General features: G+C 73.6%; 15 protein-coding genes and 1 pseudogene. 11 read left to right on the top strand and 5 right to left on the bottom strand.

Going from position 1 to position 21371, the window contains the following annotated elements; translation table 11 throughout:
- The first annotated feature begins 54 nt into the window (after positions 1-54).
- Both ACFY2B_RS42830 and ACFY2B_RS42835 read left to right on the top strand, forming a co-directional pair.
- A complete protein-coding gene (locus ACFY2B_RS42830; RefSeq protein WP_390768495.1) occupies positions 55-1467 on the top strand; it encodes a peptidoglycan recognition protein in 1413 nt (470 codons plus the stop codon).
- 130 nt (positions 1468-1597) lie between these two features.
- Positions 1598-1840: pseudogene (locus ACFY2B_RS42835) on the top strand (NDP-sugar synthase); the annotation flags it as partial.
- Between the two features lie 353 nt (positions 1841-2193).
- On the opposite strand, the gene ACFY2B_RS42840 reads toward ACFY2B_RS42835, so the two are convergent.
- The 4 genes from ACFY2B_RS42840 to ACFY2B_RS42855 all read right to left on the bottom strand — a co-directional run bounded on the left by ACFY2B_RS42840 (position 2194) and on the right by ACFY2B_RS42855 (position 6512).
- Positions 2194-3198: a DNA-3-methyladenine glycosylase family protein gene (locus ACFY2B_RS42840; protein ID WP_390768496.1), complete on the bottom strand. Its 1005-nt coding sequence runs from the start codon at positions 3196-3198 to the stop codon at positions 2194-2196.
- 273 nt (positions 3199-3471) lie between these two features.
- On the bottom strand, positions 3472-4824 hold the full coding sequence (locus ACFY2B_RS42845) for a coenzyme F420-0:L-glutamate ligase (protein WP_390768512.1): 1353 nt from the start codon (positions 4822-4824) through the stop codon (positions 3472-3474).
- A 188-nt stretch (positions 4825-5012) separates the two neighbouring features.
- Positions 5013-5972, bottom strand: coding sequence for a 2-phospho-L-lactate transferase (gene cofD / locus ACFY2B_RS42850; RefSeq protein ID WP_390768497.1), 960 nt, complete (start codon positions 5970-5972; stop codon positions 5013-5015).
- A gap of 33 nt (positions 5973-6005) precedes the next feature.
- On the bottom strand, positions 6006-6512 hold the full coding sequence (locus ACFY2B_RS42855) for a cysteine dioxygenase (RefSeq protein WP_390768498.1): 507 nt from the start codon (positions 6510-6512) through the stop codon (positions 6006-6008).
- 769 nt (positions 6513-7281) lie between these two features.
- Between ACFY2B_RS42855 and ACFY2B_RS42860 the strand changes: the two genes are divergently transcribed.
- The 3 genes from ACFY2B_RS42860 to ACFY2B_RS42870 all read left to right on the top strand — a co-directional run bounded on the left by ACFY2B_RS42860 (position 7282) and on the right by ACFY2B_RS42870 (position 13093).
- On the top strand, positions 7282-7545 hold the full coding sequence (locus tag ACFY2B_RS42860) for a WhiB family transcriptional regulator (RefSeq protein WP_003975777.1): 264 nt from the start codon (positions 7282-7284) through the stop codon (positions 7543-7545).
- 182 nt (positions 7546-7727) lie between these two features.
- Positions 7728-11588 (top strand): glycosyltransferase, encoded by a 3861-nt coding sequence (locus ACFY2B_RS42865; protein WP_390768499.1) that lies wholly within the window; start codon positions 7728-7730, stop codon positions 11586-11588.
- Positions 11585-13093, top strand: a complete 1509-nt coding sequence (locus tag ACFY2B_RS42870; RefSeq protein WP_390768500.1) for a DUF5719 family protein — start codon at positions 11585-11587, stop codon at positions 13091-13093. The genes ACFY2B_RS42865 and ACFY2B_RS42870 overlap by 4 nt, the downstream gene beginning before the upstream one ends.
- 112 nt (positions 13094-13205) lie before the next feature.
- On the opposite strand, the gene ACFY2B_RS42875 is transcribed toward ACFY2B_RS42870, so the two are convergent.
- Entirely contained in the window at positions 13206-13658 is a 453-nt protein-coding gene (locus ACFY2B_RS42875; RefSeq protein ID WP_390768513.1) for a metallopeptidase family protein, read from the bottom strand.
- Between the two features lie 296 nt (positions 13659-13954).
- Between ACFY2B_RS42875 and ACFY2B_RS42880 the strand changes: the two genes are divergently transcribed.
- From ACFY2B_RS42880 to manA, 6 genes are all read left to right on the top strand, one after another.
- A complete protein-coding gene (locus ACFY2B_RS42880; protein ID WP_390768501.1) occupies positions 13955-14377 on the top strand; it encodes a DUF3499 domain-containing protein in 423 nt (140 codons plus the stop codon).
- A 177-nt stretch (positions 14378-14554) separates the two neighbouring features.
- Complete coding sequence (locus ACFY2B_RS42885) at positions 14555-16171, top strand: L-lactate permease (protein WP_390768502.1); 1617 nt, start codon at positions 14555-14557, stop codon at positions 16169-16171.
- Between the two features lie 347 nt (positions 16172-16518).
- Positions 16519-17883 (top strand): phosphomannomutase/phosphoglucomutase, encoded by a 1365-nt coding sequence (locus ACFY2B_RS42890; protein WP_390768503.1) that lies wholly within the window; start codon positions 16519-16521, stop codon positions 17881-17883.
- A gap of 675 nt (positions 17884-18558) precedes the next feature.
- A complete protein-coding gene (locus ACFY2B_RS42895; RefSeq protein ID WP_109005418.1) occupies positions 18559-18729 on the top strand; it encodes a Trm112 family protein in 171 nt (56 codons plus the stop codon).
- 114 nt (positions 18730-18843) lie between these two features.
- Positions 18844-19971, top strand: coding sequence for an SIS domain-containing protein (locus ACFY2B_RS42900; protein WP_390768504.1), 1128 nt, complete (start codon positions 18844-18846; stop codon positions 19969-19971).
- A gap of 217 nt (positions 19972-20188) precedes the next feature.
- Positions 20189-21340 (top strand): mannose-6-phosphate isomerase, class I, encoded by a 1152-nt coding sequence (gene manA / locus ACFY2B_RS42905; RefSeq protein ID WP_390768505.1) that lies wholly within the window; start codon positions 20189-20191, stop codon positions 21338-21340.
- The last annotated feature ends 31 nt before the right edge of the window (positions 21341-21371 follow it).

The following is a 21371-nucleotide window of genomic DNA, read 5'->3' on the forward strand; positions in this document are numbered from 1 at the left end:
GCCCGTCAAGTCCGCAATGGACAGATATGTACGGCTCTGTTGAAGATCAGGGACATGCGTGGATTCCTCTTCTCCTCCTCCCCGACCGGCGCCCCCACGGTCGGGGTCGGCCTCACCTGCGCGGCCGTGCTCTCCCTCCCCCTGACCCTGCCCGCAGCCGCCGCGCCCGCACGACCGGTGCCGGCCGCGGACGGGTCCATGACCGGCGGCCGGACCTCCGGCCCGGCGGTCCCCGGCAGCACCCAGTCGCTGCCGCTCGTCCCCCTCACCCGCGAACTCGTCCTCGGCTCCGCCCCCCAGCAGGGCGTCCACCGCCAGGACGTACGCCACTTCTCCCTCGTCGGTGTCGTCTGGGACAATCCCGGCACCGAACTCCACGGCCAGGTCCAGGTCCGCACCCGCTCCGCCACGACCGGCACCTGGTCCGGCTGGCAGGACGTCGACACGCACAACGCGCACGGCGCCGACCCGGACACCGCGGAGAACACCTCCGGCCGGGTGCACGGCGCCACGGCCCCGCTGTGGGTGGGCGACTCGGACGCCGTGGAACTGCGGGTCCGCGCCGACGCCGCACCGGCCACCGGCGACGGCCGTACCTCGTCCGCCACGGCGCCCCTGCCGTCGGGGCTGCGCCTGGAACTCATCGACCCCGGCGCGGAGTCACCGGCCTCGGACTCCGCGGGCGACCCGGACCGCACCGGCGTCGGCCTCGACGACGCCGCGGCCGGCGCCTCCGCCGCCAACAGCGACCTCGTACCGCTCGGCGCCGCCGAGATCCCGGCGCTCAGCAAGGAGGACACCGAGCGGGAAGCGCTCGCCCAGCGCGGCCCCGAAGCGGCCGGGACACAGCTCGTGAAGCCGCACACCGGGCCGCGCCCGCGCATCGTCACCCGGCACGGCTGGGGCGCGGACGAGAAGCTGCGCGAACGGGGCTTCGTCTACACCAAGACGGTCAAGGCGGCGTTCGTGCACCACACCGCCTCGGGCAACAACTACACGTGCTCGCAGGCCCCGTCCGTCATCCGCGGTATCTACCGCTACCACGTCAAGAGCATGGGCTGGCGGGACATCGGCTACAACTTCCTCGTCGACAAGTGCGGAAACATCTACGAGGGCCGCGCCGGAGGTGTGACCAAGGCCGTCAAGGGCGCCCACACCCTCGGTTTCAACAGCGACAGCATGGGCGTCGCGGCCATCGGCACCTTCAACTCCACCAAGCCGCCCTCCGCCGCGGTGACCGGTGCCGCCAAACTCACCGCGTGGAAGCTCGGCCTCTACGGCGCGAACCCGAAGGGGAAGACATACCTGAGGTCCGGCGGTGGCAATCTGTACCCGAAGGGGAAGAACGTACGACTGAACGTGATCTCCGGTCACCGGGACGGGTACGCCACGGACTGCCCGGGCAAGCAGCTGTACTCCAAGCTCGGCACGGTCCGTGCCGCCGCGGCCCGCTACCAGGGGCGCTGAGGCCGGGGCGCGCGTTCACGCCGTCGAGGACGGCCGGGGGGACATCGCACGCGTACACCGCGTGCAGCCGCGCGGTCATCGAGGGCGTCGTCGCCGGGTCTGCATACACCGACCGGCCGAAAGAGGTTCGGCCCGGGGCGCCCGGGTGTCCAGCAGCACGATCCTGCCCGGCGCGGTCATCGAACCCGGCGCCGTCGTCACCGACTCGCTGATCGGCACCCGTGCCCGCGTCGGCGAACGCTTGGTCCTGCCCGGCACGGTCATCGGTGACGGCGCGGTCGTCGGCGCCGACAACGAACTCCGCGCGGGCGCCCGCGTCTGGTGCGACGCCCGCATCCCGGCCGGCGCGCTCCGCTTCTCCTCCGACCAGTAGTTCTCGTCCCCCGGTCAGTAGTTCTCCGTCGGCCGCAGCTTTTCGGGCTGGTTCCGGGGGCGCGGGTGGCGCCCGGAAGGGGCGCGGGGAACTGCGCGACCGGCCACGACGGCGCGGCAGACGAACGACGGCACATCGCGGCACTTCCGGCGGAGCGCACCGTGGGGCAGTGACCGCGGTCCGGGGCCCGCGACCCGGCCGGTGGTTCTCTGTCGGCCGTAGCTTTTCGGGCTGGTTCCGGGGGCGCGGGTGGCGCCCGGAAGGGGCGCGGGGAACTGCGCGACCGGCCACGACGGCGCGGCAGACGAACGACGGCACATCGCGGCACTTCCAGCGGAGCGCACCCCGCCCCGCTACAACCGCCCGATGTCCCCGCGCGGCATCCGCGGCGCCCGCCGTGCCGGGGTCCGTCCGCTCAGCAGGATCAGCCGGGTCGCCCGATGCCGCTGACCCGCGTACGGCTCCAGCAGCGACAGCATCACGGAGTCGTCCGCGTGCCGGTCCCCGGCGAGCGCCCAGCCCACGATCCCCGGCAGGTGCAGATCCCCGACGGTCACCGCGTCCGGCGCCCCATGGCTGCGCTGCACGGTCTCCGCCGACGTCCAGGGGCCGATCCCCGGCACGACCTGCAACCTCGCCTGCGCGTCCGCCGGTTCCAGCCGGACCGCCTCCTCCAGCCGCGCGGCGACCCGTACGGCCCGCAGAATCGTCGACGCCCGCTTGTCGTCGACCCCGGCCCGGTGCCACTCCCAGGAGGGAATCAGCGCCCAGGTCCGCGGCGCGGGCATCACCCACATGCGCCCCTCCACCGGCCCCGGCGCGGGCTCCCCGAACTTCCGCACCAGCAGCCGCCAGGCCCGGTACGCCTCGTCGGTCGTGACCTTCTGCTCCAGGACGGACGGGATCAACGACTCGAGCACCAGCCCGGTACGGGTCAGCCTGAGCCCCGGACGCCGGTGCCGGGCGACGGCCACCAGCCGGTGCCGCGGCGCGAACGCCTCCGGGTCGTCCGCCGCGCCGAGCAACTCGGGCAGCCGTTCCAGCAGCCACTCCGCCCCGGGGCCCCACGCCTCACCGCGCACCCGGCCGTCGTACGCCGACACCCGCAGCGTCCCGGGCCCGGCGGGCGTCCGGCTGGTCCGCCACACGGATCCGTCCGGCGCGGCCCGGAACGTGGGATCCGCCGGTCCACGCCTGAGCGGCCCCAGCACCAGCCCGATGTCGAGCTGCCACTCCGGCGCCCAGGTCCGTACCCGCTCCGGAGCCGGACCGGCCGGCCGCGGCACGCCCGCGGGCACGGCGGCCTGCCCACCGCGCACGGTGGTGCGCGTGGGCCGCGGAGCGAATCGTCCTGCCATGGCAGAGGTCCCAGAGCTTCCGGTGCCGTCTAATGCCGTCTAATGCCGTCTAATGCCGTCTAATGCCGTCCAACGAGGTCCAACGAGGTCCAACGAGGTCCAACGAGGTCTGACGACGTCCAACGAGGTCTGACGCGGTCTTCGAGACTATGAGGTCTTCGAGGTTCGTGAGGTCCACGAGGCGGTCGTCCCCACCGGTTCCGCTCAGACGTGGGGGAACTGGGCGACCCCAGTTCCCCCACGTCCCGCGGAGTCGTTGCCGAACCGCGGCGGTCACCGCACTTCGACGAAGGCCGACACCTCGCGCTCCGGACGCTCCCGGGGCCGCTCGGCCGGATGCCCGACCGCGACCGCACCCATCGGATCCCAGTCCTGTGGGAGCCCGAGCACCTCGCGCACCACGTCCCGGCAGAACATCGTCGACGACACCCAGGCCGAGCCCAGCCGCTCCCCGGCCAGCGCGACGAGGAAGTTCTGCACGCCCGCGCCCGTGGCGACCACGAACATCTCCCGCTCGGCACCGTCCCGCCGCGCGTCCCCGTAGGTGTGCGAGCCGTCCATCACCAGACACGGCACGACGAGATACGGCGCGCCCCGCAGCACCTCGCCGCGGCGCACCCGCTTGGCGATCGACTCCTCGCTCTTGCCGTCCCGCCGCAGATCGGCGATCCACGCCTCCCGCATGGCGTCGAGCAGCCGGGTCCGCGCCGCCGCCGACTCCAGCAGTACGAACCGCCACGGCGTCGTGTGGTGCGGCGCGGGCGCGGTCACCGCGGCGGCCACCGCCCGTCGTACCGCCCCGGGATCGACGGGCTCGTCGTTGAAGGCCCGTACGGTGCGCCGCAGGGTCACCGCTTCCCGCACGGCCTCGGAGGTGCCGAGCCGGAACATGTCGTCGCGGGCGTCGCGCACCAGGGCCCGCGCACCCTCGGCCTGCCCACCGCTCACCAGCTGGGACAGCCCGCGCAGCACCGCCACCGGCCGCCCGGCCGCCTTGCCCTTCACCAGATCGCCCGCGGCGGCCAGTTCGTCCGCCGTGGCGACGACGGTGGCGCTGAGCGGATTGCCGTGCGCGTCCGTGCCGCCCCGCAGATCGTCCAGGACGCGCACGCCCGCCGCGCCGATCGCCACGTCCGTGAGTCCCGCCCGCCAGGGCCGCCCGAAGGTATCGGTGACCACGACCCCGACGTCCACGCCGAGCGCTTCGCGCAACCCGTCGCGGATCGCGCGCGCGGACGCGTCGGGGTCCTCGGGCAGCAGCAGCACCGTGCCCGCCGGAGTGTTGGAGGCGTCGACCCCGGCGGCGGCCATGACCAGGCCCTGCCGGTTCTCGACGATCCGCAGCAGGCCGCGTCTGGCCACCACCCGTACGGTCTCCGCGTCGATCGCCGCCTCCCGGTCGGCCGCCTCGACGACGCGCCCCTCGGCCTTGGACACGATCTTGGAGGTGACGAGCAGCACGTCCCCGTCGAGCAGTCCCGGCTCGGCCGCGGCGATCAGCTTCGCCAGGTCGTCGCCCGGCTGGACCTCGGGAATCCCGGCGACGGCCCAGACCCGGAACCCGTCCGCACCGCGCCCCGACCCCGCACCCCCGGCCGGTCCGTCCCCCCGCCCCGCACGGCCCACGCCATCAGCGACGGCCTCCCCACCGTCGTCGGCAGGCACACGCGAGCCACCTGTGGACACACGCAAGCCGCCTGTGGACACACGCGAGCCCTCCACAGGCCCGCGCGCGCCGCCGGCAGGCACACGGGCCCCTCCGACGGGCGCAGCCGCCCCATCGACCCCGCCCGGCGTGCCGATCGTCTCGCCGCTCAAGCTCCCCGCACCTCCTCCGCGAGCGCCAGCGCCTCACGCGCCATCTGCGCCGTCGCAGCCACGTCGGTCATCATCAGGGGTACGGCCCGGCAGCGGATGCCGGCCGACTCGACCCGCTCGACCGCGTCCGCGTCGACCGTGTCGACGAGCCAGCCGTCGAGCAGGCCCGAGCCGTAGTGCTCGGCGACCGCGGCCGCCGTGGACTCCACGCCCACCGCCGCGAGCACCTTGTCGGCCATCCCGCGCACGGGCGCGTTCCCGACGATGGGGGACAGGCCCACCACCGGCACGCCCGCGTCGGCGATGGCCTCCCGGATGCCGGGCACGGCGAGGATGGTGCCGACGGAGACGACCGGGTTGGACGGCGGGAAGAGAATCACGTCCGCCTCGGCGAGGGCCTCCAGGACGCCCGGTGCCGGCTTGGACTGCTCGGCCCCGACCGGCACGACGGCCTCGGCCGGGACGGAGGCGCGCAGCCGCACCCAGTACTCCTGGAAGTGGACGGCCTTGCGCTCGCCGTCGATCTCGACCGCCACATGCGTCTCGACCCGGTCGTCGGTCATGGGGATCAGCCGGACGCCCGGCTTCCAGCGGTCGCACAGCGCCTCGGTCACCGCGCTCAGCGGATAGCCCGCGCCGAGCATCTGCGTCCGCACGATGTGCGTGGCGAAGTCCCGGTCGCCGAGCCCGAACCACCCGGGTCCGACTCCGTACGCCCCGAGTTCCTCCTTGAGGTGGAAGGTCTCGTCGGCCCGTCCCCAGCCCTGCTCCTCGTTGATGCCGCCGCCCAGCGTGTACATCACCGTGTCGAGGTCCGGGCAGACCTTCAGCCCGAAGAGGTGGATGTCGTCGCCGGTGTTGCCGATCACCGTGACGTCCGCGTCCGGCGCGGCCTGCTTCAGACCGCGCAGGAACCGGGCACCGCCGATGCCGCCTGCCAGAACCACAATGCGCATGGAATCAGTGTGTCAGCCGGGTACGACAACGCGTCAGGCAGTCAGCGGACGCGGCACGCCGCGGGCCTCGCAGTGCGGGGCGGTGTGCATGGTCATCTCGGTGAGGCCCGGATGGTAGACGTGCAGGCTGACCGCGGGCTCCAGCGCGTCGTTGACCACCTCGTGCACATATCCCGGCGCGAACACCCGCTGCACGCCCGGCGCCAGCACGCGCGCGCCCCGTGCGGACCGCTCCGTCAGCGCGCCCTCCAGGACCGTCAGCACTCCGGAGGACCGGCCGTGGTCGTGCCGCCCGGTGCCCTGCCCGGGGACCCAGGACAGCAGCCACACCTCGTAGCCGGGGCCGGTGCGCAGCCGGTGGTACCAGCGGGTCGTCGCGTCGTACCGGACCAGGTGCGCCCACTGGGCGCGGTCGGCCGCGACGGTGCGGGCGAGTCCCACGAAACCGGCGACGGTCTCCGGGTGCTCGCGCGGGGGCTGGAGCAGGTGGGGGACTTCGAGGAGGTCGCCGGCGATCTGCAGGTCGTTGTCGCTGTTCATCGTGGTGCTGTGGGTCCTCGGCAGGAAGTGGCGGGGGGCTTCGGGACGGGGGAGCGAAGAGGGGAGAAGGAGAAGCGGAGAAGCGGAGAAGAGGGGAAGCGGAGTGGAGAAGAAGAAAGGAGAGCGGTGGGCCGGGCGAAGCGGAGCGGACGGAGCGCGGAGGCTTCGGGAAGGCGGGCTGGGGCAGACAGCGGCCGAGCCGGACGGATGGGACGGACTCGGGGGAACAGCCGGAGCGCGCTTGGCTCAACAGCCGCAACAACAACAGCTGCGGCGAGCGCGGGCAGCACCGTGGGACCCGGCGGAGCGGGTCGGGGTGAGAGCCGAGTTCGCGAGCATGCCCTCAAGGACATCGGTTCACACCCGCAGTGTCAACTTGGCATCCGATATGTGGCACATGCTTCACCTCATCCGGTTCCTCTCCGGGGTGAAAGGTTTGCCCGTCGGGCCGCCGGGAGACATCGCGCACATCCGGGAGCGCGGGTTCCGCCGGAACGCGATCGAACTCCTGGGCGTCCTTCAGCGTACGGATCCCCGCAGATGCCGTACGGGTTCGGCGGCCCTCCCGGGGCTTCAGCAGCATGTCGAGGTTTATGGCGATTTGAACACTTTCCGCTCGGCCTTGGTTCCGCAGAGTGAATAACGGGCCCAATAGCAGATCTCGGCTTGACTCGCCCGGAGCAGCACACTTGTAATTTCACTCGTGTCGTTCAGCCGAAATCGGTAACGGCCGCCACACGGGGACGTGAAAGACAGACGAGGGGCGCACATGACCGAGCTGGTGCAGCAACTGCTGGTCGACGACGCGGACGAGGAACTCGGCTGGCAGGAGCGCGCGCTGTGCGCCCAGACCGATCCCGAGTCCTTCTTCCCCGAGAAGGGCGGCTCGACCAGAGAGGCCAAGAAGGTCTGTCTCGCCTGCGAGGTCCGCTCCGAGTGCCTCGAATACGCCCTCGCCAACGACGAGCGCTTCGGCATCTGGGGCGGCCTGTCCGAGCGTGAGCGCCGCAGGCTGAAGAAGGCGGCCGTCTGATCGGGGCAGCACGGAACCTTCAGGTACATACGTCGCGAACGGCCCGTAGCCGGTGGGTTATCCACAGGCGGCGGGCCGTCGTCATGCCCAGCCGATAGTGTGGTCGCTCGTCCGAGACGCCGCGCCGCCCCCTCGGGGTGCGGGCGTCCACCACAGTCCACCGAACCGGGGCCCGTACCTCGATGTCCGTGCACAGCCATACGGCAGCCAGTCAAGACGCCGCTGCCGCCGCAGCGTTCGACCCGGCCCGCCCGGCGGTGTTCGAGCCTGCCCACTCGGCAGCCTTCGACCCCGCCCGTCCGCCCGAGTTCCCGCGGCACGTGGTGACCGCGGTGCTCGTCTCCCACGACGGCGCCCGCTGGCTGCCCGACGCGCTCGCCGGGCTGTTCGGCCAGGAGCGGCCCGTCCAGCACGCGATGGCGGCCGACACCGGCAGCGCGGACGAGTCCGCCCAGCTGGTCACCGACGCGTTCGGCGCCGACCGCGTGCTGCACCTCGCCCGCCGCACCGGCTTCGGCCAGGCCGTCGAGGAGGCCAACCGCACCGCGCCCGTCCTCACCCCGGACGAGCTGCCCTACCTCAAGCGCCCCAGTGGCTGGGACCCCGTCACGCGTACCTGGCGCGACGAGGCGTACGACATGCCGGAGCTGCCGCACGGGGAGCCCGTGCAGTGGCTGTGGCTCCTGCACGACGACTGCGCCCCCGAGCCCGACGCCCTGGCCCAGCTGCTGCGCGTGGTCGACAACGAGCTGGAGCTGGGCCGCGACGACGTGGCCGTCGTCGGCCCCAAGCTCCGCGGCTGGTACGACCGCCGCCAGCTCCTGGAGGTCGGCGTCAGCATCGCCAACTCCGGCCGCCGCTGGACCGGCCTGGACCGCCGTGAACAGGACCAGGGCCAGCACGACCACGTGCAGCGCGTCCTGTCCGTCTCCACCGCGGGCATGCTGATCCGGCGAGATGTCTTCGAGGAACTCGGCGGATTCGACCGTCGGCTGCCCCTCATGCGCGACGACGTCGACCTGTGCTGGCGTGCCCATTCCGCCGGCCACCGCGTCCTCATCGCCCCCGAGGCCGTCGTACGGCACGCCGAGGCCGCCTCCCGCGAGCGTCGCACCGTCGACTGCGGCGGCCGCACCACTGCCTCCCCGCACAAGGTCGACAAGGCGGGTGCCGTCTACACCCTCCTCGTCAACGCGCGTACGGCGGTGCTGCCCTGGATCCTGCTGCGGCTGGTGCTCGGCACGCTCCTGCGCACCGTCGCCTACCTGGTCGGCAAGGTCCCCGGCCAGGCCGTCGACGAGGTCCGCGGTCTGCTGGGCGTCCTGCTGCGGCCCGAGCGGATCCTCGCCGGCCGGCGCAGCCGCGGTCGCCCGCAGGTGGACAAGGGCGAGCTGCGCCCGCTGTTCCCGCCGCCCGGCGCGACCGTGCGGGCCACCGTGGAACAGGTCGCGGGCAATGTCTTCGGCGCGTCCGACCCCGAGGTCTCCTCGGCCGGACGGCACGGCGGCGCGGTGGAGTCCGGCCCCGGCGGCGACGACGCGGACTTCCTGGAGGTCGAGCAGTTCGCCCGCCTCAAGCGCATCGCCCGCAAACCAGGCCCCGTCCTCTTCCTGGTCCTGCTGCTGGTCTCGCTGGTCGCCTGCCGCTCCCTGCTCGGCGGCGGCGCACTGTCCGGCGGCGCCCTGCTGCCCGCACCGGCCGACGCCGGCGGGCTGTGGTCGCGCTATCTCGACGCCTGGCACCCGGTGGGCACCGGCGGCACCCCGTCCGCGCCGCCCTACCTGGCGATCGTCGCGATGCTGGCGTCCGTACTGTTCGGCTCGACCGGCCTCGCGGTCACCGTGCTGCTCGTCTGCTCGGTTCCGCTGGCGGGCGTCACCGCGTACGTCGCCTCCCGCCCGCTCGTCACCTCGCGCCTCCTGCGCGCGTGGGCGGCCATCGCCTACGCCTTCCTGCCCGCCGCCACCGGCGCCCTCGCGAGCGGCCGGATCGGCACCGCCGTGCTGGCCGTGCTGCTGCCGCTGATCGCCCGCGCGGGCATCGCCGCGAGCGGCCTGGCACACGGCTCGGGCGTGCGTGGCAGCTGGCGCGCCACCTGGGCGTACGCACTGCTGCTGACCGTCACCACCGCCTTCACGCCGGTCGTGTGGCCCATCGCGCTGATCCTGGGCATCGGCGTGCTGGCCGTGCGCCGCGCGGACCTCCCCGCGCAGGGCCTGCGCTTCCTGACCCAGGTGGGCACCCCGCTGCTGGTCCTCGCGCCGTGGTCGCTGTCGCTGCTCCCGTTCGGCTTCTTCAAGGAGGCAGGACTGGAGTACGGCGCCTCGGCGGCCTCCGCGCTCGACCTGCTCGGCGCCAGCCCGGGCGGCCCCGGCACGGTGGACGGGCTGATGCTCATCGGCCTCGTGCTGGCCGCGCTGGCCGCCCTGCTGCGCTCCGAACGCCAGGCGGGCATCTACCGGGCCTGGGCGGTCGCCCTGGTGGCCCTCGTCTTCGCGGCCCTGTCCAACGGCTCCGCCTGGGCCGGCCCCGCCACTCTCGTCTACGGCATCGCGCTGCTCACCGCCGCCGCACTCGGCGCCGACGGGGCACGCGCACGCGTGGCCGAGCAGAGCTTCGGCTGGCGCCAGCCGGTCGCCGCGCTGATCGCCTTCGCGTCGGCCGCGGGCCCGCTGCTGGTCGCCGTGGGCTGGATGATCGGCGGCGCCGACGGACCGGTGGAGCGGCGCGACCCGGTGCAGGTGCCCGCGTTCGTCGCCGAGGACAGCGACACCGAGGACCAGGCCCGCACCCTGGTCCTCGACAGCGACTCCGGCGCACAGGTGCGCTACACCCTCGTCCGTGGCTCCGGCGCCCGCATGGGCGACGCCGAACTCGCCGTCGCGCAGGGCGAGAGCGCCACCCTCGACAAGGTCGTCGCCAACCTCGTCGCCGGCTCCGGCGCCGACCAGGCGGACCAACTCGGCGGCTTCGCGGTGCGCTACGTCATCGTCCACAAGGGCGCGCCCCGCGAGATGAGCCGCGTCCTCGACGCCACACCCGGCCTGAGCCGGCTCAGCGAGCAGGACGGCAGCGCGCTGTGGCGCGTCGACCAGCAGGTCTCGCGCGCGGCCATCGTGTCCGCCGACGGCTCGGGCACCCCGCAGGCCGTGGCCGCCGGTCCCGTCGACATCCACACCACCGTTCCGTCCGGCCCGGACGGCCGTGTCCTGCGGCTGGCCGACGCGGCCGCCGACGGCTGGACCGCCACCCTGGACGGCAAGCCGCTCACCCGTACCACGGTCGACGGCTGGGCCCAGGGCTTCGAACTCCCCGCCGAGGGCGGCACGCTGGACGTCGCCTACGACGCCCCGATCGGCCACACCGCCTGGCTGTGGGCCCAGGGCGCGCTCGCCGTGGTCCTGGTCGTGCTCGCCCTGCCCGGCCGTCGCCGCGACGTCGACGACGACCTGCCCGAGGAGGCCGCCGTCCCCGCCCAGGCCGTGGCCGGGGAGGGCCGCCGGGCCCGCCGCCTGCGCGCCCAGGCGGATGCCGAGGACTCCGGCGCGCCGGAGGCACCCGACCCGGACGGCCCGCCGTCCACCGAGGAGGCCCCGGCCGCCGTACCGCACCAGCAGACCTACGACACGCCGGTGCCCCCGGGCGAGGACACGGCGGCCTGGGGCAACGACACGGGCGCCTACGCGGGTACCGAGTACTACGGCGACCAGTACCAGGGCGCCGGCCAGTACCAGGGCACGGAGCAGTACCAGGGCGCCGGCCAGTACCAGGGCACGGAGCAGTACCAGGGCGCCGGCCAGTACCAGGGCGGCTACGACCAGCAGGCATACCAGGCGGATCCGTACCAGAGCGGCCAGTACGACCCGTACGGCTACGACGGCGCCCCCCAGCAGGGTGCCTACGACCCGACGTACCAGCAGGGTTACGAGCCCGGCTACGACGCGGGCTACGACCCGCATTACGACCCGGCGGCCCACCCCCACCCCCACCCCCATCCCCACCACGGCACCGCCAGCGAGCGCCCCGACGGGAGCCAGCAGTGAAGCGCACCACCCTGTCCCTGATCGCCGGCACGGCCGCGCTCGCCGCCGTCACCGGTTTCGCCACGCTGGAGACCCCGGCCGCCTCCGGCGCGGCCGCTCCCGGGGCGGCCGCCCAACTGCCGGTGGAGCGCACGAGCCTGCTGTGCCCGGCGCCGAGCCTCTCCGACATCGCCGAGACGTCGTACACGTCCTTCACCCCGGTCACGAAGGGCACGAAGGGCGACGGCAAGGCCGAACTGAAGCCGGTGACCGAGGAGTCGGCGGACGGCACCGGCGACACGGGCAAGGGCAAGGGCGGCAAGAAGAAGGACGCCGAGCCGGTGCTCACCCCCAAGGCGCCCGGCACCCCGGCCACCGGCGACACCTCCGGATCCGACACGCCCGCGCTCGCCGGCACCGCCGAGGGGAAGTCGGCGCCCGGCTGGACCGTCCAGGAGACCACCTCGATCGCCGCGGGCACCGGCCGCGGCCTACAGGGCGTCACCTGTACTACGGCGGACACCGAGTTCTGGTTCCCGGGTGTCTCCACGGCCGCCGACCGCACCGACTACGTGCACCTCACCAACCCCGACGACGGCGCGGCCGTCGTCGACCTGGATCTGTACGGCAAGGACGGCGCGATCAAGTCCACGGTGGGGGAGGGCATCACGGTCCCGCCGCACTCCAGCAAGCCCGTCCTGCTGTCCACACTCGCCGACGACGCGCAGAGCGACCTCACACTGCACGTCAACGTCCGCAGCGGGCGGGTCGGCGCGGCCGTCCAGGCCCTCGACGCCAAGACCGGCGGCGACTGGCTGGCGGCGGCCGGCGAGCCGGCCGACACGCTGGTGCTGCCCGGCATCCCGAAGGACGCCACCGACGTCCGGCTGATCGCCTTCACCCCCGCGGACAGCGACGCGGACCTGAAGATCCGCCTGGCCTCCTCGGACGGCCTGATCACCCCCGCCGGGAACGAGACGCTGCGCGTGAAGGCGGGCATGACGACGGCCGCCGACCTGGGCGAGCTGACCCGGGGCGAGGCGGGCTCCCTCGTTCTGATGCCGGGGGACCAGTCGGTGCCGGTGATCGCCGCCCTGCGGGTGACCCGGGGCAAGGGCGACAAGCAGGAGACCGCCTTCATCCCGGCGACCGAGCCGGTCGGCGCACGGGCGACAGCCGTCGGCAACAGCGCCAAGGGCACGACCCTGTCCGTCACCGCACCCACCGCCGCCGCCGAGATCAAGGTGACGGCGTCGGCCGGCACCGAGGGCGGCACACCCGTGACGAAGTCCTATCGGGTCAAGGCGGGAACCACCCAGGACATCGAGATCCCGGCCCCGTCCGGCCTGAAGGGCACGTACGCGCTGACGGTCGAGACCGTCTCGGGCGGCCCGGTGTACGCCTCCCGCACCCTCACCGCCACACAGGAGGGCATCCCCGGCTTCACGGTCCAGACGCTCCCGGACGACCGGGGAACGGTCGCGGTACCGCAGGCGGACCAGGACCTCTCGGTCCTCCAGCGCTGAGCGGCGCGACAGACGGGCGGCGCGTTACGGAAGGGCGCGGCGGTTTCGGAGGGGACGCGGCCGTACGAAGGGGACACCCAGGTGTGCGGGAGGGGCGCGCGGGTGTGCGCGCTCAGTCCTCCCCGTAGCGTGGATCGACGGTCTCCGGGGTGAGCCCCAGCACCTCGGCGACCTGCTCCACGACGACCTCGTGCACCAGCGCCGCCCGCTCGTCCCGTCCCTTCGTACGGATCTCCACGGGCCTGCGGTACACCACCACGCGCGCCCGGTGCCCGTCGCGCGCCGGCACGGTCCGGCCGAGCGGCACGGCCTCGTCGCTCCAGACGTCGCCGGGCTGTCCTTGGAGCCGGGGCACCTCCAGCACCTGGAAATCGATGTCGGCGAGCTGCGGCCAGCGCCGCCCGAGCCGCTCCACGGAGTCCTGCACCAGGTCCGCGAACGCCTCCGCGCGCGATGCCGCGAGCGGCACCTGCGGCGGGGCGATGGGCCCGCGCATGCCACGCCCGTGGCGGTCACGACGACGGGGCCCGGGGCCGACGGCACGGGGCGGTACACGGTTGTCCATCACTGGTGAAGCGTAGTCCTCGCGCGGTCCGCCCGCCGGTCCCCCACGCGCCGACCGGGACGCCGACCGGGCGCCGTGTACCGCATGTCGTGGGATGACCATTCCAGCCAAGGTTGAACACGTTTCGGCGGCTCTCCGGGACCGCCGTCCTCAAGCCAATTGGCGGTGTTTGTGCCGACTCATGACCGGATGCCCGCGTGCCGGGGACTGTGGGCGAGTCCGTTCACGCAGGTCAGGAAAGTGTGATCGCAGGGGCGTGTGGGGCGTTTCACAACACGACACGGTGGAGTGACCTGGTGGAGAGTCTTCGCGGCCCGCTCAAGAGTGCGGTACCGTCCAACGTCGTGAGCCCTGTACGTCGCTGTTCGCGCACCGCCTGCGGCCGACCCGCCGTTGCGACGCTGACGTACGTCTACGCCGACTCGACCGCCGTCCTCGGCCCGCTCGCCACCTACGCCGAACCGCACTGCTACGACCTGTGCGCCGAGCACTCCGAGCGCCTGACCGCTCCGCGCGGCTGGGACGTCGTCAGGCTCCTCGACGGCTCCGCTCCGGCCCGCCCCAGCGGTGACGACCTGGAGGCGCTCGCCAACGCCGTGCGCGAGGCGGCCCGCCCCCAGGAACGGGCGGCCGAGGCGGGCGGCGGGGCACGCACGGCGGACCCCATGGAGGTCGCCCGCCGCGGTCACCTCCGGGTGCTGCGCTCACCGGACAACTGATTCCCGCGCGCCGACCCGCGCCGCCGGCCCTCCGCACGACCGACTCCCCGTGGAACCTTCCGCGGATCGACGCATGCCCATTGACGCGAGGTTGTCGCGGACACGACCATTCCGTCAGCTGAAACGAGAAATCGATTTCCGTATGCCGGAAAACGATGAGGCCCGGGGAGGCCCCCCGTGTACGTCCAGCACCTCGATCCCGTCGCCGCTTCACTCGGCCTGTCCGCCCTGGTCGCGGCCCTGCCGCTCGTCATCGTCCTGGTCCTGCTCGGCGGCGTCCGCATGAAGGCGCACCTGGCGGGTCTGATCGGCCTCTTCGCGGCCGTTCTGGTCGCCTGGCTCGCCTACCGCATGCCGCTGGAGCAGACGCTGTCCAGCGCCGTCCAGGGGGCCGCGTTCGGCCTCTTCCCGATCCTGTGGATCGTCATCAACGCCCTGTGGGTGTACCGGATGACCGTCCGCACCCGGCACTTCGACATCCTGCGCCGCTCCTTCGGGCGGTTGTCCGACGACCCGCGCATCCAGGCCCTGGTGGTCGCGTTCTGCTTCGGCGCCCTCCTGGAGGCCCTGGCCGGATTCGGCGCGCCGGTCGCCATCTGCTCGGTGATGCTCGTCGCCCTCGGCTTCGACCCGGTGCGCGCCGCCGTGGTCTCCCTGGTCGCCAACACCGCGCCGGTCGCCTTCGGCGCCATGGGCACCCCGGTCGTGACGCTCGCTCAGGTCACCGGGCTGCCGCTGGACTCCGTCGCCTCCGTGGTCGGCCGGCAGACACCGCTGCTCGCCCTGGTCGTGCCGCTCGTCCTCATCGGGCTCGTCGACGGGCGCCGCGGGCTGCGCGAGACCTGGGTGCCCGCCCTGGTGTGCGGAGTCGCCTTCGCGGCCGCCCAGTTCGCCGCCTCCAACTACGTCTCGGCGCAACTCGCCGACATCGCCGCCTCCCTGGTCGGCGCCGGCGCCCTGGTCGCCGTACCGCACGCGCGCGTGCCCGCCACGGAGACCGTACGGGCGTCCGTGCTGACCGGCGCGCGCAGCGAGGACCTGGACGAGTCCGACCCGCGGCCCGAAGTCCTGCGCGCCTACGCCCCGTACGCGTTCATCGTGGTGATCTTCTCCCTGGCGCAGGTCCCGGTCGTCAAGGACTGGCTCGCGCGAACGACGCAGACGTACGACTGGCCCCTCCTGAACGTCGCGGCCCCCGACGGCACCCCGGTCAGCGGGAACGTCTTCAGCTGGCCCGTCGTCTCCACGGGCGGCACGCTCGTGCTGTTCGCCGGAGTGTGCACCGCGGCCGTGCTCGGCGTGCACGCGCGCGTGGCGGTGCGCGAGTGGGTCGCGACGGTGCACGAACTGAGGTTCGCGATCCTCACCGTGACGTCCGTGCTGGCCCTCGCCTACGTCATGAACCTCTCCGGACAGGCGGCGACGATCGGCCAGTTCGTGGCCGCGGCCGGCGCCGGACTCGCCTTCCTCTCACCGGTCCTCGGCTGGTTCGGAGTGGCCGTCTCCGGATCCGACACCTCGGCGAACGCCCTCTTCGGTGCCCTCCAGGTGAGCGCGGCCCGCGAATCGGGACTGTCGCCCGAACTGCTCGCCGCGGCCAATAGCTCCGGTGGTGTCCTCGGCAAGATGATCTCGCCGCAGAACCTGACCATCGCCTGCGCCGCGGTCGGCCTGGCCGGCCGCGAGGGCGACCTGCTGCGCAAGGTGCTGCCCTGGAGCGCCGGGCTGCTCCTGGTGATGTGCCTGATCGTGGTCGGCCAGAGCACACCGGTGCTGGGGTGGATGCTGCCGTGAGCCGGCCGGGCTGCTGATCCGGGCTGTGCCGGCGGGGGTGGATGCCGATGTGGGCCGCGGCGGTGGGGGCCGGACGGCGATCTGGGCCGCGCTGGTGGGGGCCGGATGGCGCTCTGCGCTGCGTCGGTGAGGGCCGGACGCCGTCGGCACGGGCCGCGCCGACGTGGTCCGGGCGCCGTCGGCACGACCTGCGTCGGCGGGATCCGGACGCTGCCGTGAGCCGTGCCCACGCCGTCCGGACGGGAGCCGACCCGGCAGCGCGGCCCGGGGCCCTGGGGCGTCCGCAGCGGACCTCCGGTTCGTACGGGTAGTTTGTGCGGACCGATAGGACTTCAGGAGGGTTGGCCGTGGCTGCTGATCTGTCGCAGATCGTGAAGGCGTACGACGTACGCGGAGTGGTCCCGGACCAGTGGGACGACTCGCTGGCCGAACTCTTCGGGGCGGCGTTCGTGCAGGTCACCGGCGCCGACGCGATCGTGACCGGCCACGACATGCGACCGTCCTCGCCCGGCCTGTCCCGCGCCTTCGCGCGTGGTGCCGCCGCCCAGGGCGCCGACGTCACCGAGATCGGCCTGTGCTCCACCGACCAGCTGTACTACGCCTCGGGCGCCCTCGGTCTGCCCGGTGCCATGTTCACGGCCTCGCACAACCCGGCGCGCTACAACGGCATCAAGATGTGCCGCGCGGGCGCGGCGCCGGTCGGCCAGGACACCGGGCTGGACCAGATCCGCGAACTGGCCGAGCGCTGGCTGGAGTCGGGCGCCCCGCAGCCCGCCGAGCGGCCGGGAACCGTCACCGGGCGCGACACGTTGACGGACTACGCGGCGCACCTCCGCTCCCTCGTCGACCTGACCTCCATCCGCCCCCTGAAGGTCGTCGTGGACGCGGGCAACGGCATGGGCGGCCACACGGTCCCCACGGTCTTCGCCGGCCTGCCCCTGACCCTGGTCCCGATGTACTTCGAACTGGACGGCACGTTCCCGAACCACGAGGCCAACCCGCTCGACCCGGCCAACATCGTGGACCTGCGGCAGCGGGTGCGTGCGGAGGGTGCCGACCTCGGCATCGCCTTCGACGGCGACGCCGACCGGTGCTTCGTCGTCGACGAGCACGGCGATCCCGTGTCCCCGTCGGCAATCACCGCCCTGGTGGCCGCGCGCGAACTGGCCCGCAACGGCGGGCAGGGCACGGTCATCCACAACCTCATCACCTCCTGGTCGGTCCCCGAGGTCGTCAAGGAGCACGGCGGCGTCCCGCAGCGCACCCGGGTGGGCCACTCCTTCATCAAGGCGGAGATGGCGCGCACAGGCGCGATCTTCGGCGGTGAGCACTCCGCGCACTACTACTTCAAGGACTTCTGGAACGCCGACACGGGCATGCTCGCGGCCCTCCACGTCCTCGCCGCCCTCGGCGGCCAGGACGCTCCCCTGTCCGCCCTCGTCGCCCAGTACGACCGCTACGTCGGCTCCGGCGAGATCAACTCCACGGTCGCCGACCAGAAGGCCCGCCTCGCCGCGATCCGCGCCGCCTACGCCTCCCGGGAAGGCGTCACCTTCGACGACCTCGACGGCCTCACCGTGTCCACCGCCGACTGGTGGTTCAACGTCCGCCCCTCCAACACCGAACCCCTGCTGCGGCTGAACGCGGAGGCCCGCGACGAGGCGACCATGGCCGAGGTGCGGGACGAGGCACTGGCGATCATCCGGGGCTGACGACCGCCCGGATGCGGACCGCTGCCGACCGCTTCGGCGCGCCTGACGACCCCCCCGGCGCGGGCCGTCGTGCCGTGCGGCCCGAGGGCCCCGTTCTTTGCCCGCAGGGGTCGCCGTGCCGAGCCGTCAGCCGTTCGGCGGGGTCGCCGTGCCGAGCCGTCCGGCGTGGGAGGCGTTGCGCCGTACCGCCGGGGCCGTGTCGCGCCGGCCGGCTGATGTGCTGTGCCGCGTGGGGCCGGGGCCGCTGTGCCTCGTAAGTGCAGGGCCGCTGGGCCGCTCAGGGCAGGGCGGCCGTAGCGCTCGGCCGTCGGCCGCCAGCGGCCGAGGCGGGGCGGGGCGGGGCGGAACGTCGAGGCGGGCCGCCGTCCCGATCCGGCTTCCGGGCGCCGCGCCGTCCCGACCCAGCCGGCGTGCCGCCCGCCGTACCGGCCCCGTCTGATGCGCGGCGCCGTCCTCGACCCCACCTGGGCGTGCCCCACTCGGGCGCACCCCCTCACCGTGCCGTCCGTCCCGCAGGAGCCGGTCGTGCGGCAGGAGCCGTCGCCCGCACGAGCCGTTTCCCGTCCGCCCGGGCCAGACATTCCAAGGCTCGCCCGGCCCCCGCGGCCCGGTCCCACAGCGGTACCCTGACCAGGCACATCAGTGCACGACCGTATCCGCTCGAAGGGACACCCCATGCCGCTGGAAGCCGGCCTCCTGGAGATCCTCGCCTGCCCGGCCTGCCACGCTCCCCTCAAGGAGCAGGACTCCGAGCTGATCTGCACCGGTCAGGACTGCGGCCTCGCGTACCCCGTCCGCGACGGCATCCCGGTCCTCCTCGTCGACGAGGCCCGCCGCCCCGCCTGAGGACGAGCCCCCTGGACCGGCCACCGGCCCGGGCCCCGGGGCCGCCCACCGAGGCGCCCACCCGCACAGACGAGCCGCCCCTCAAGGACCCCGGCGCATCGGAGGCAGTCACCCATGCTCGACGAATCGCTGCTCGACACCCCGGAGGGCCTCTCCGAGGCCGACCGCCGAGGTCTCCTGCGGGGCGCCGCGGAAGCCGGTGCCCGCGTGCGCGTCGCCGCCCGGCAGGCCATCGAAGCCGGCATCGGCGGCCTCAAACCGGACGGCAGGCCCCGGTCGGTCCTGATCGCCGGACCCGGCGCCGCCGCCACCCACGCCGCCGACTTCCTCGGCTCGCTCGCCGGCCCCGGCAGCCCCGTCATCCGGCTCGCCCCCTCCGGCGTCGCCCCCGCGGCCGGCGCCCTGCGCTGGGAACTGCCCGGCTGGGTCGGCTCCGTCGACCTGCTGCTGATCGCCACCCCGGACGGTTCCGAACCCAGCCTCTCCCTCCTCGCCGACCAGGCGTACCGCCGCGGCTGTTCGGTCGTCGCCGTGGCTCCCGCCCGCACCCCGTTGGCCGAGGCGGTCACCGGAGCGCACGGCCTCTTCGTACCGATGGCCACCGCCCCCTACGACCACGAGGAACCGCTCGCCGCGTCCTCCCCGGGCGTCCTGTGGGCGCTGCTCACCCCGCTGCTCGCGCTCCTCGACCGCATCGGACTCGTCACCGCCCCGTCCGATGCCCTGGACAAGGTCGCCGACCGCCTGGACCAGGTCGCCGAGCGGTGCGGCCCGGCCGTCGTGACCTACAGCAATCCAGCCAAGGCGCTCGCCGCCGAACTCGCCGACGCGCTCCCGGTGATCTGGACGGAGGGCGCCGCGGCCGGTCCGGCGGGCCGGCGTTTCACCGCGGCCCTCGCCGAACTGGCCGGCCGCCCCGCCCTCGTCGCGGAACTCCCCGAGGCGCTCGCCGCCCACAGCGCGCTGCTCGCCGGCCCGCTCGCCGCCAGCGCCGACCCGGAGGACTTCTTCCGCGACCGGGTCGACGAGCCCGCCGCGCTGCACGCGCGCGTGGTGCTGCTCCGCGACCGTCCGATCGGCGGCCTCACCGCCGCCCCGGCCGCCCGTGACCTGGCCCTCAGCCACGACACGCCCATCAGCGAGCTGGAACCGGCATCCGGCGACGAACTGGAGACCCTGGCGGAGCTGATCGCCATGACGGATTTCGCCGCCGTTTACCTGGCGCTCGCTTCAGGAGCCTGACCTGGACACCCAGGGGGCCCGGCCCGGCCAACAGATCCCGCCCGGTCACCGGATCCCGCCCGGTCACCGGATCCCGCCCGGTCACCGGATCCCGCCCGGCGGACAGATCGCGACCAGACACCGGACCCCGACCCACCGGCACCCCGACCGGCCGTACGCGGGACCGACCCCAGACATACGCGGCGACAGTACGCACACATCCGGCAGAGAGAGCCCCATGGACCGCCTCGACAACACCATCCGCCCCTACGCCTGGGGCTCGGCCACCGCGATCCCGAAGCTCATCGGCGTCGAGCCGACCGGCGAACCACAGGCCGAGATGTGGATGGGCGCGCACCCCGGCGCCCCCTCACGCACCCCGCGCGGCACGCTCGTCGACGTCATAGACGCGGACCCGAAGCGGGAACTGGGACCGGAGGCGGTCGCCAAGTTCGGGCCGCGGCTGCCGTTCCTGCTGAAGATCCTCGCGGCCGGCGCCCCGCTCTCCCTCCAGGTCCACCCCGACCTCGAACAGGCCAGGCAGGGGTACGAGGACGAGGAGCGGCGCGGCATCCCGGTGGACGCCCCGCACCGCAACTACCGGGACGCCAACCACAAGCCCGAACTGATCTGCGCGCTCACCGAGTTCGACGGCCTGTGCGGCTTCCGCGACCCGCTCCGGGCCGCCGACCTCCTCGACGGCCTCGGCGTCGACTCCCTCAAGCCGTACGTGGATCTCCTGCGCGCCCGCCCGGCGGACGCCGCGCTGCGCGAGGTCCTCACCGCCGTCCTCACCGCCGACCGGGACGAGATGGCCCGCACCGTCGCCCAGGCCGCCACCGCCTGCGCCCGCCTCGGCGGCGACCACGCCCCCTACGCCGACATCGCCCAGCACTATCCGGGCGACCCCGGCGTCATCGCCGCGATGCTCCTCAACCACGTCCGCCTGCAGCCCGGCGAGGCCCTGTTCCTCGGGGCCGGCATACCGCACGCCTACCTGAACGGCCTCGGCGTCGAGATCATGGCCAACTCCGACAACGTCCTGCGCTGCGGCCTCACCCCCAAGCACGTCGACGTCCCCGAACTCCTGCGCATCGTCCGCTTCGAGGCGAGCGACCCGGGCGTGCTGCGCCCGGAAGCCTCCCCGGACGGCGAGGAGGTCTACGAGACCCCCATCGACGAGTTCCAGCTCTCCCGGTACGTCCTCCCGGCGGGCGGCACCACCCACGACCTCACCCTGCCGACCCCGCAGATCCTGCTCTGCACGGCCGGCACGGTACGGGCGGGCGAGCACGAACTGACCCCCGGCCAGTCCGTGTTCGTACCGGCGGCCGACAAGGCGGAGGTGTCCGGAACCGGAACACTCTTCCGGGCCACGGTGCGCCTCTGACCCGACTTGTCCGATCATCCGACCGAGGTTG

The sequence above is a fragment of the Streptomyces sp. NPDC001270 genome (assembly GCF_042896695.1).
In the GTDB taxonomy this organism is placed as follows: domain Bacteria; phylum Actinomycetota; class Actinomycetes; order Streptomycetales; family Streptomycetaceae; genus Streptomyces.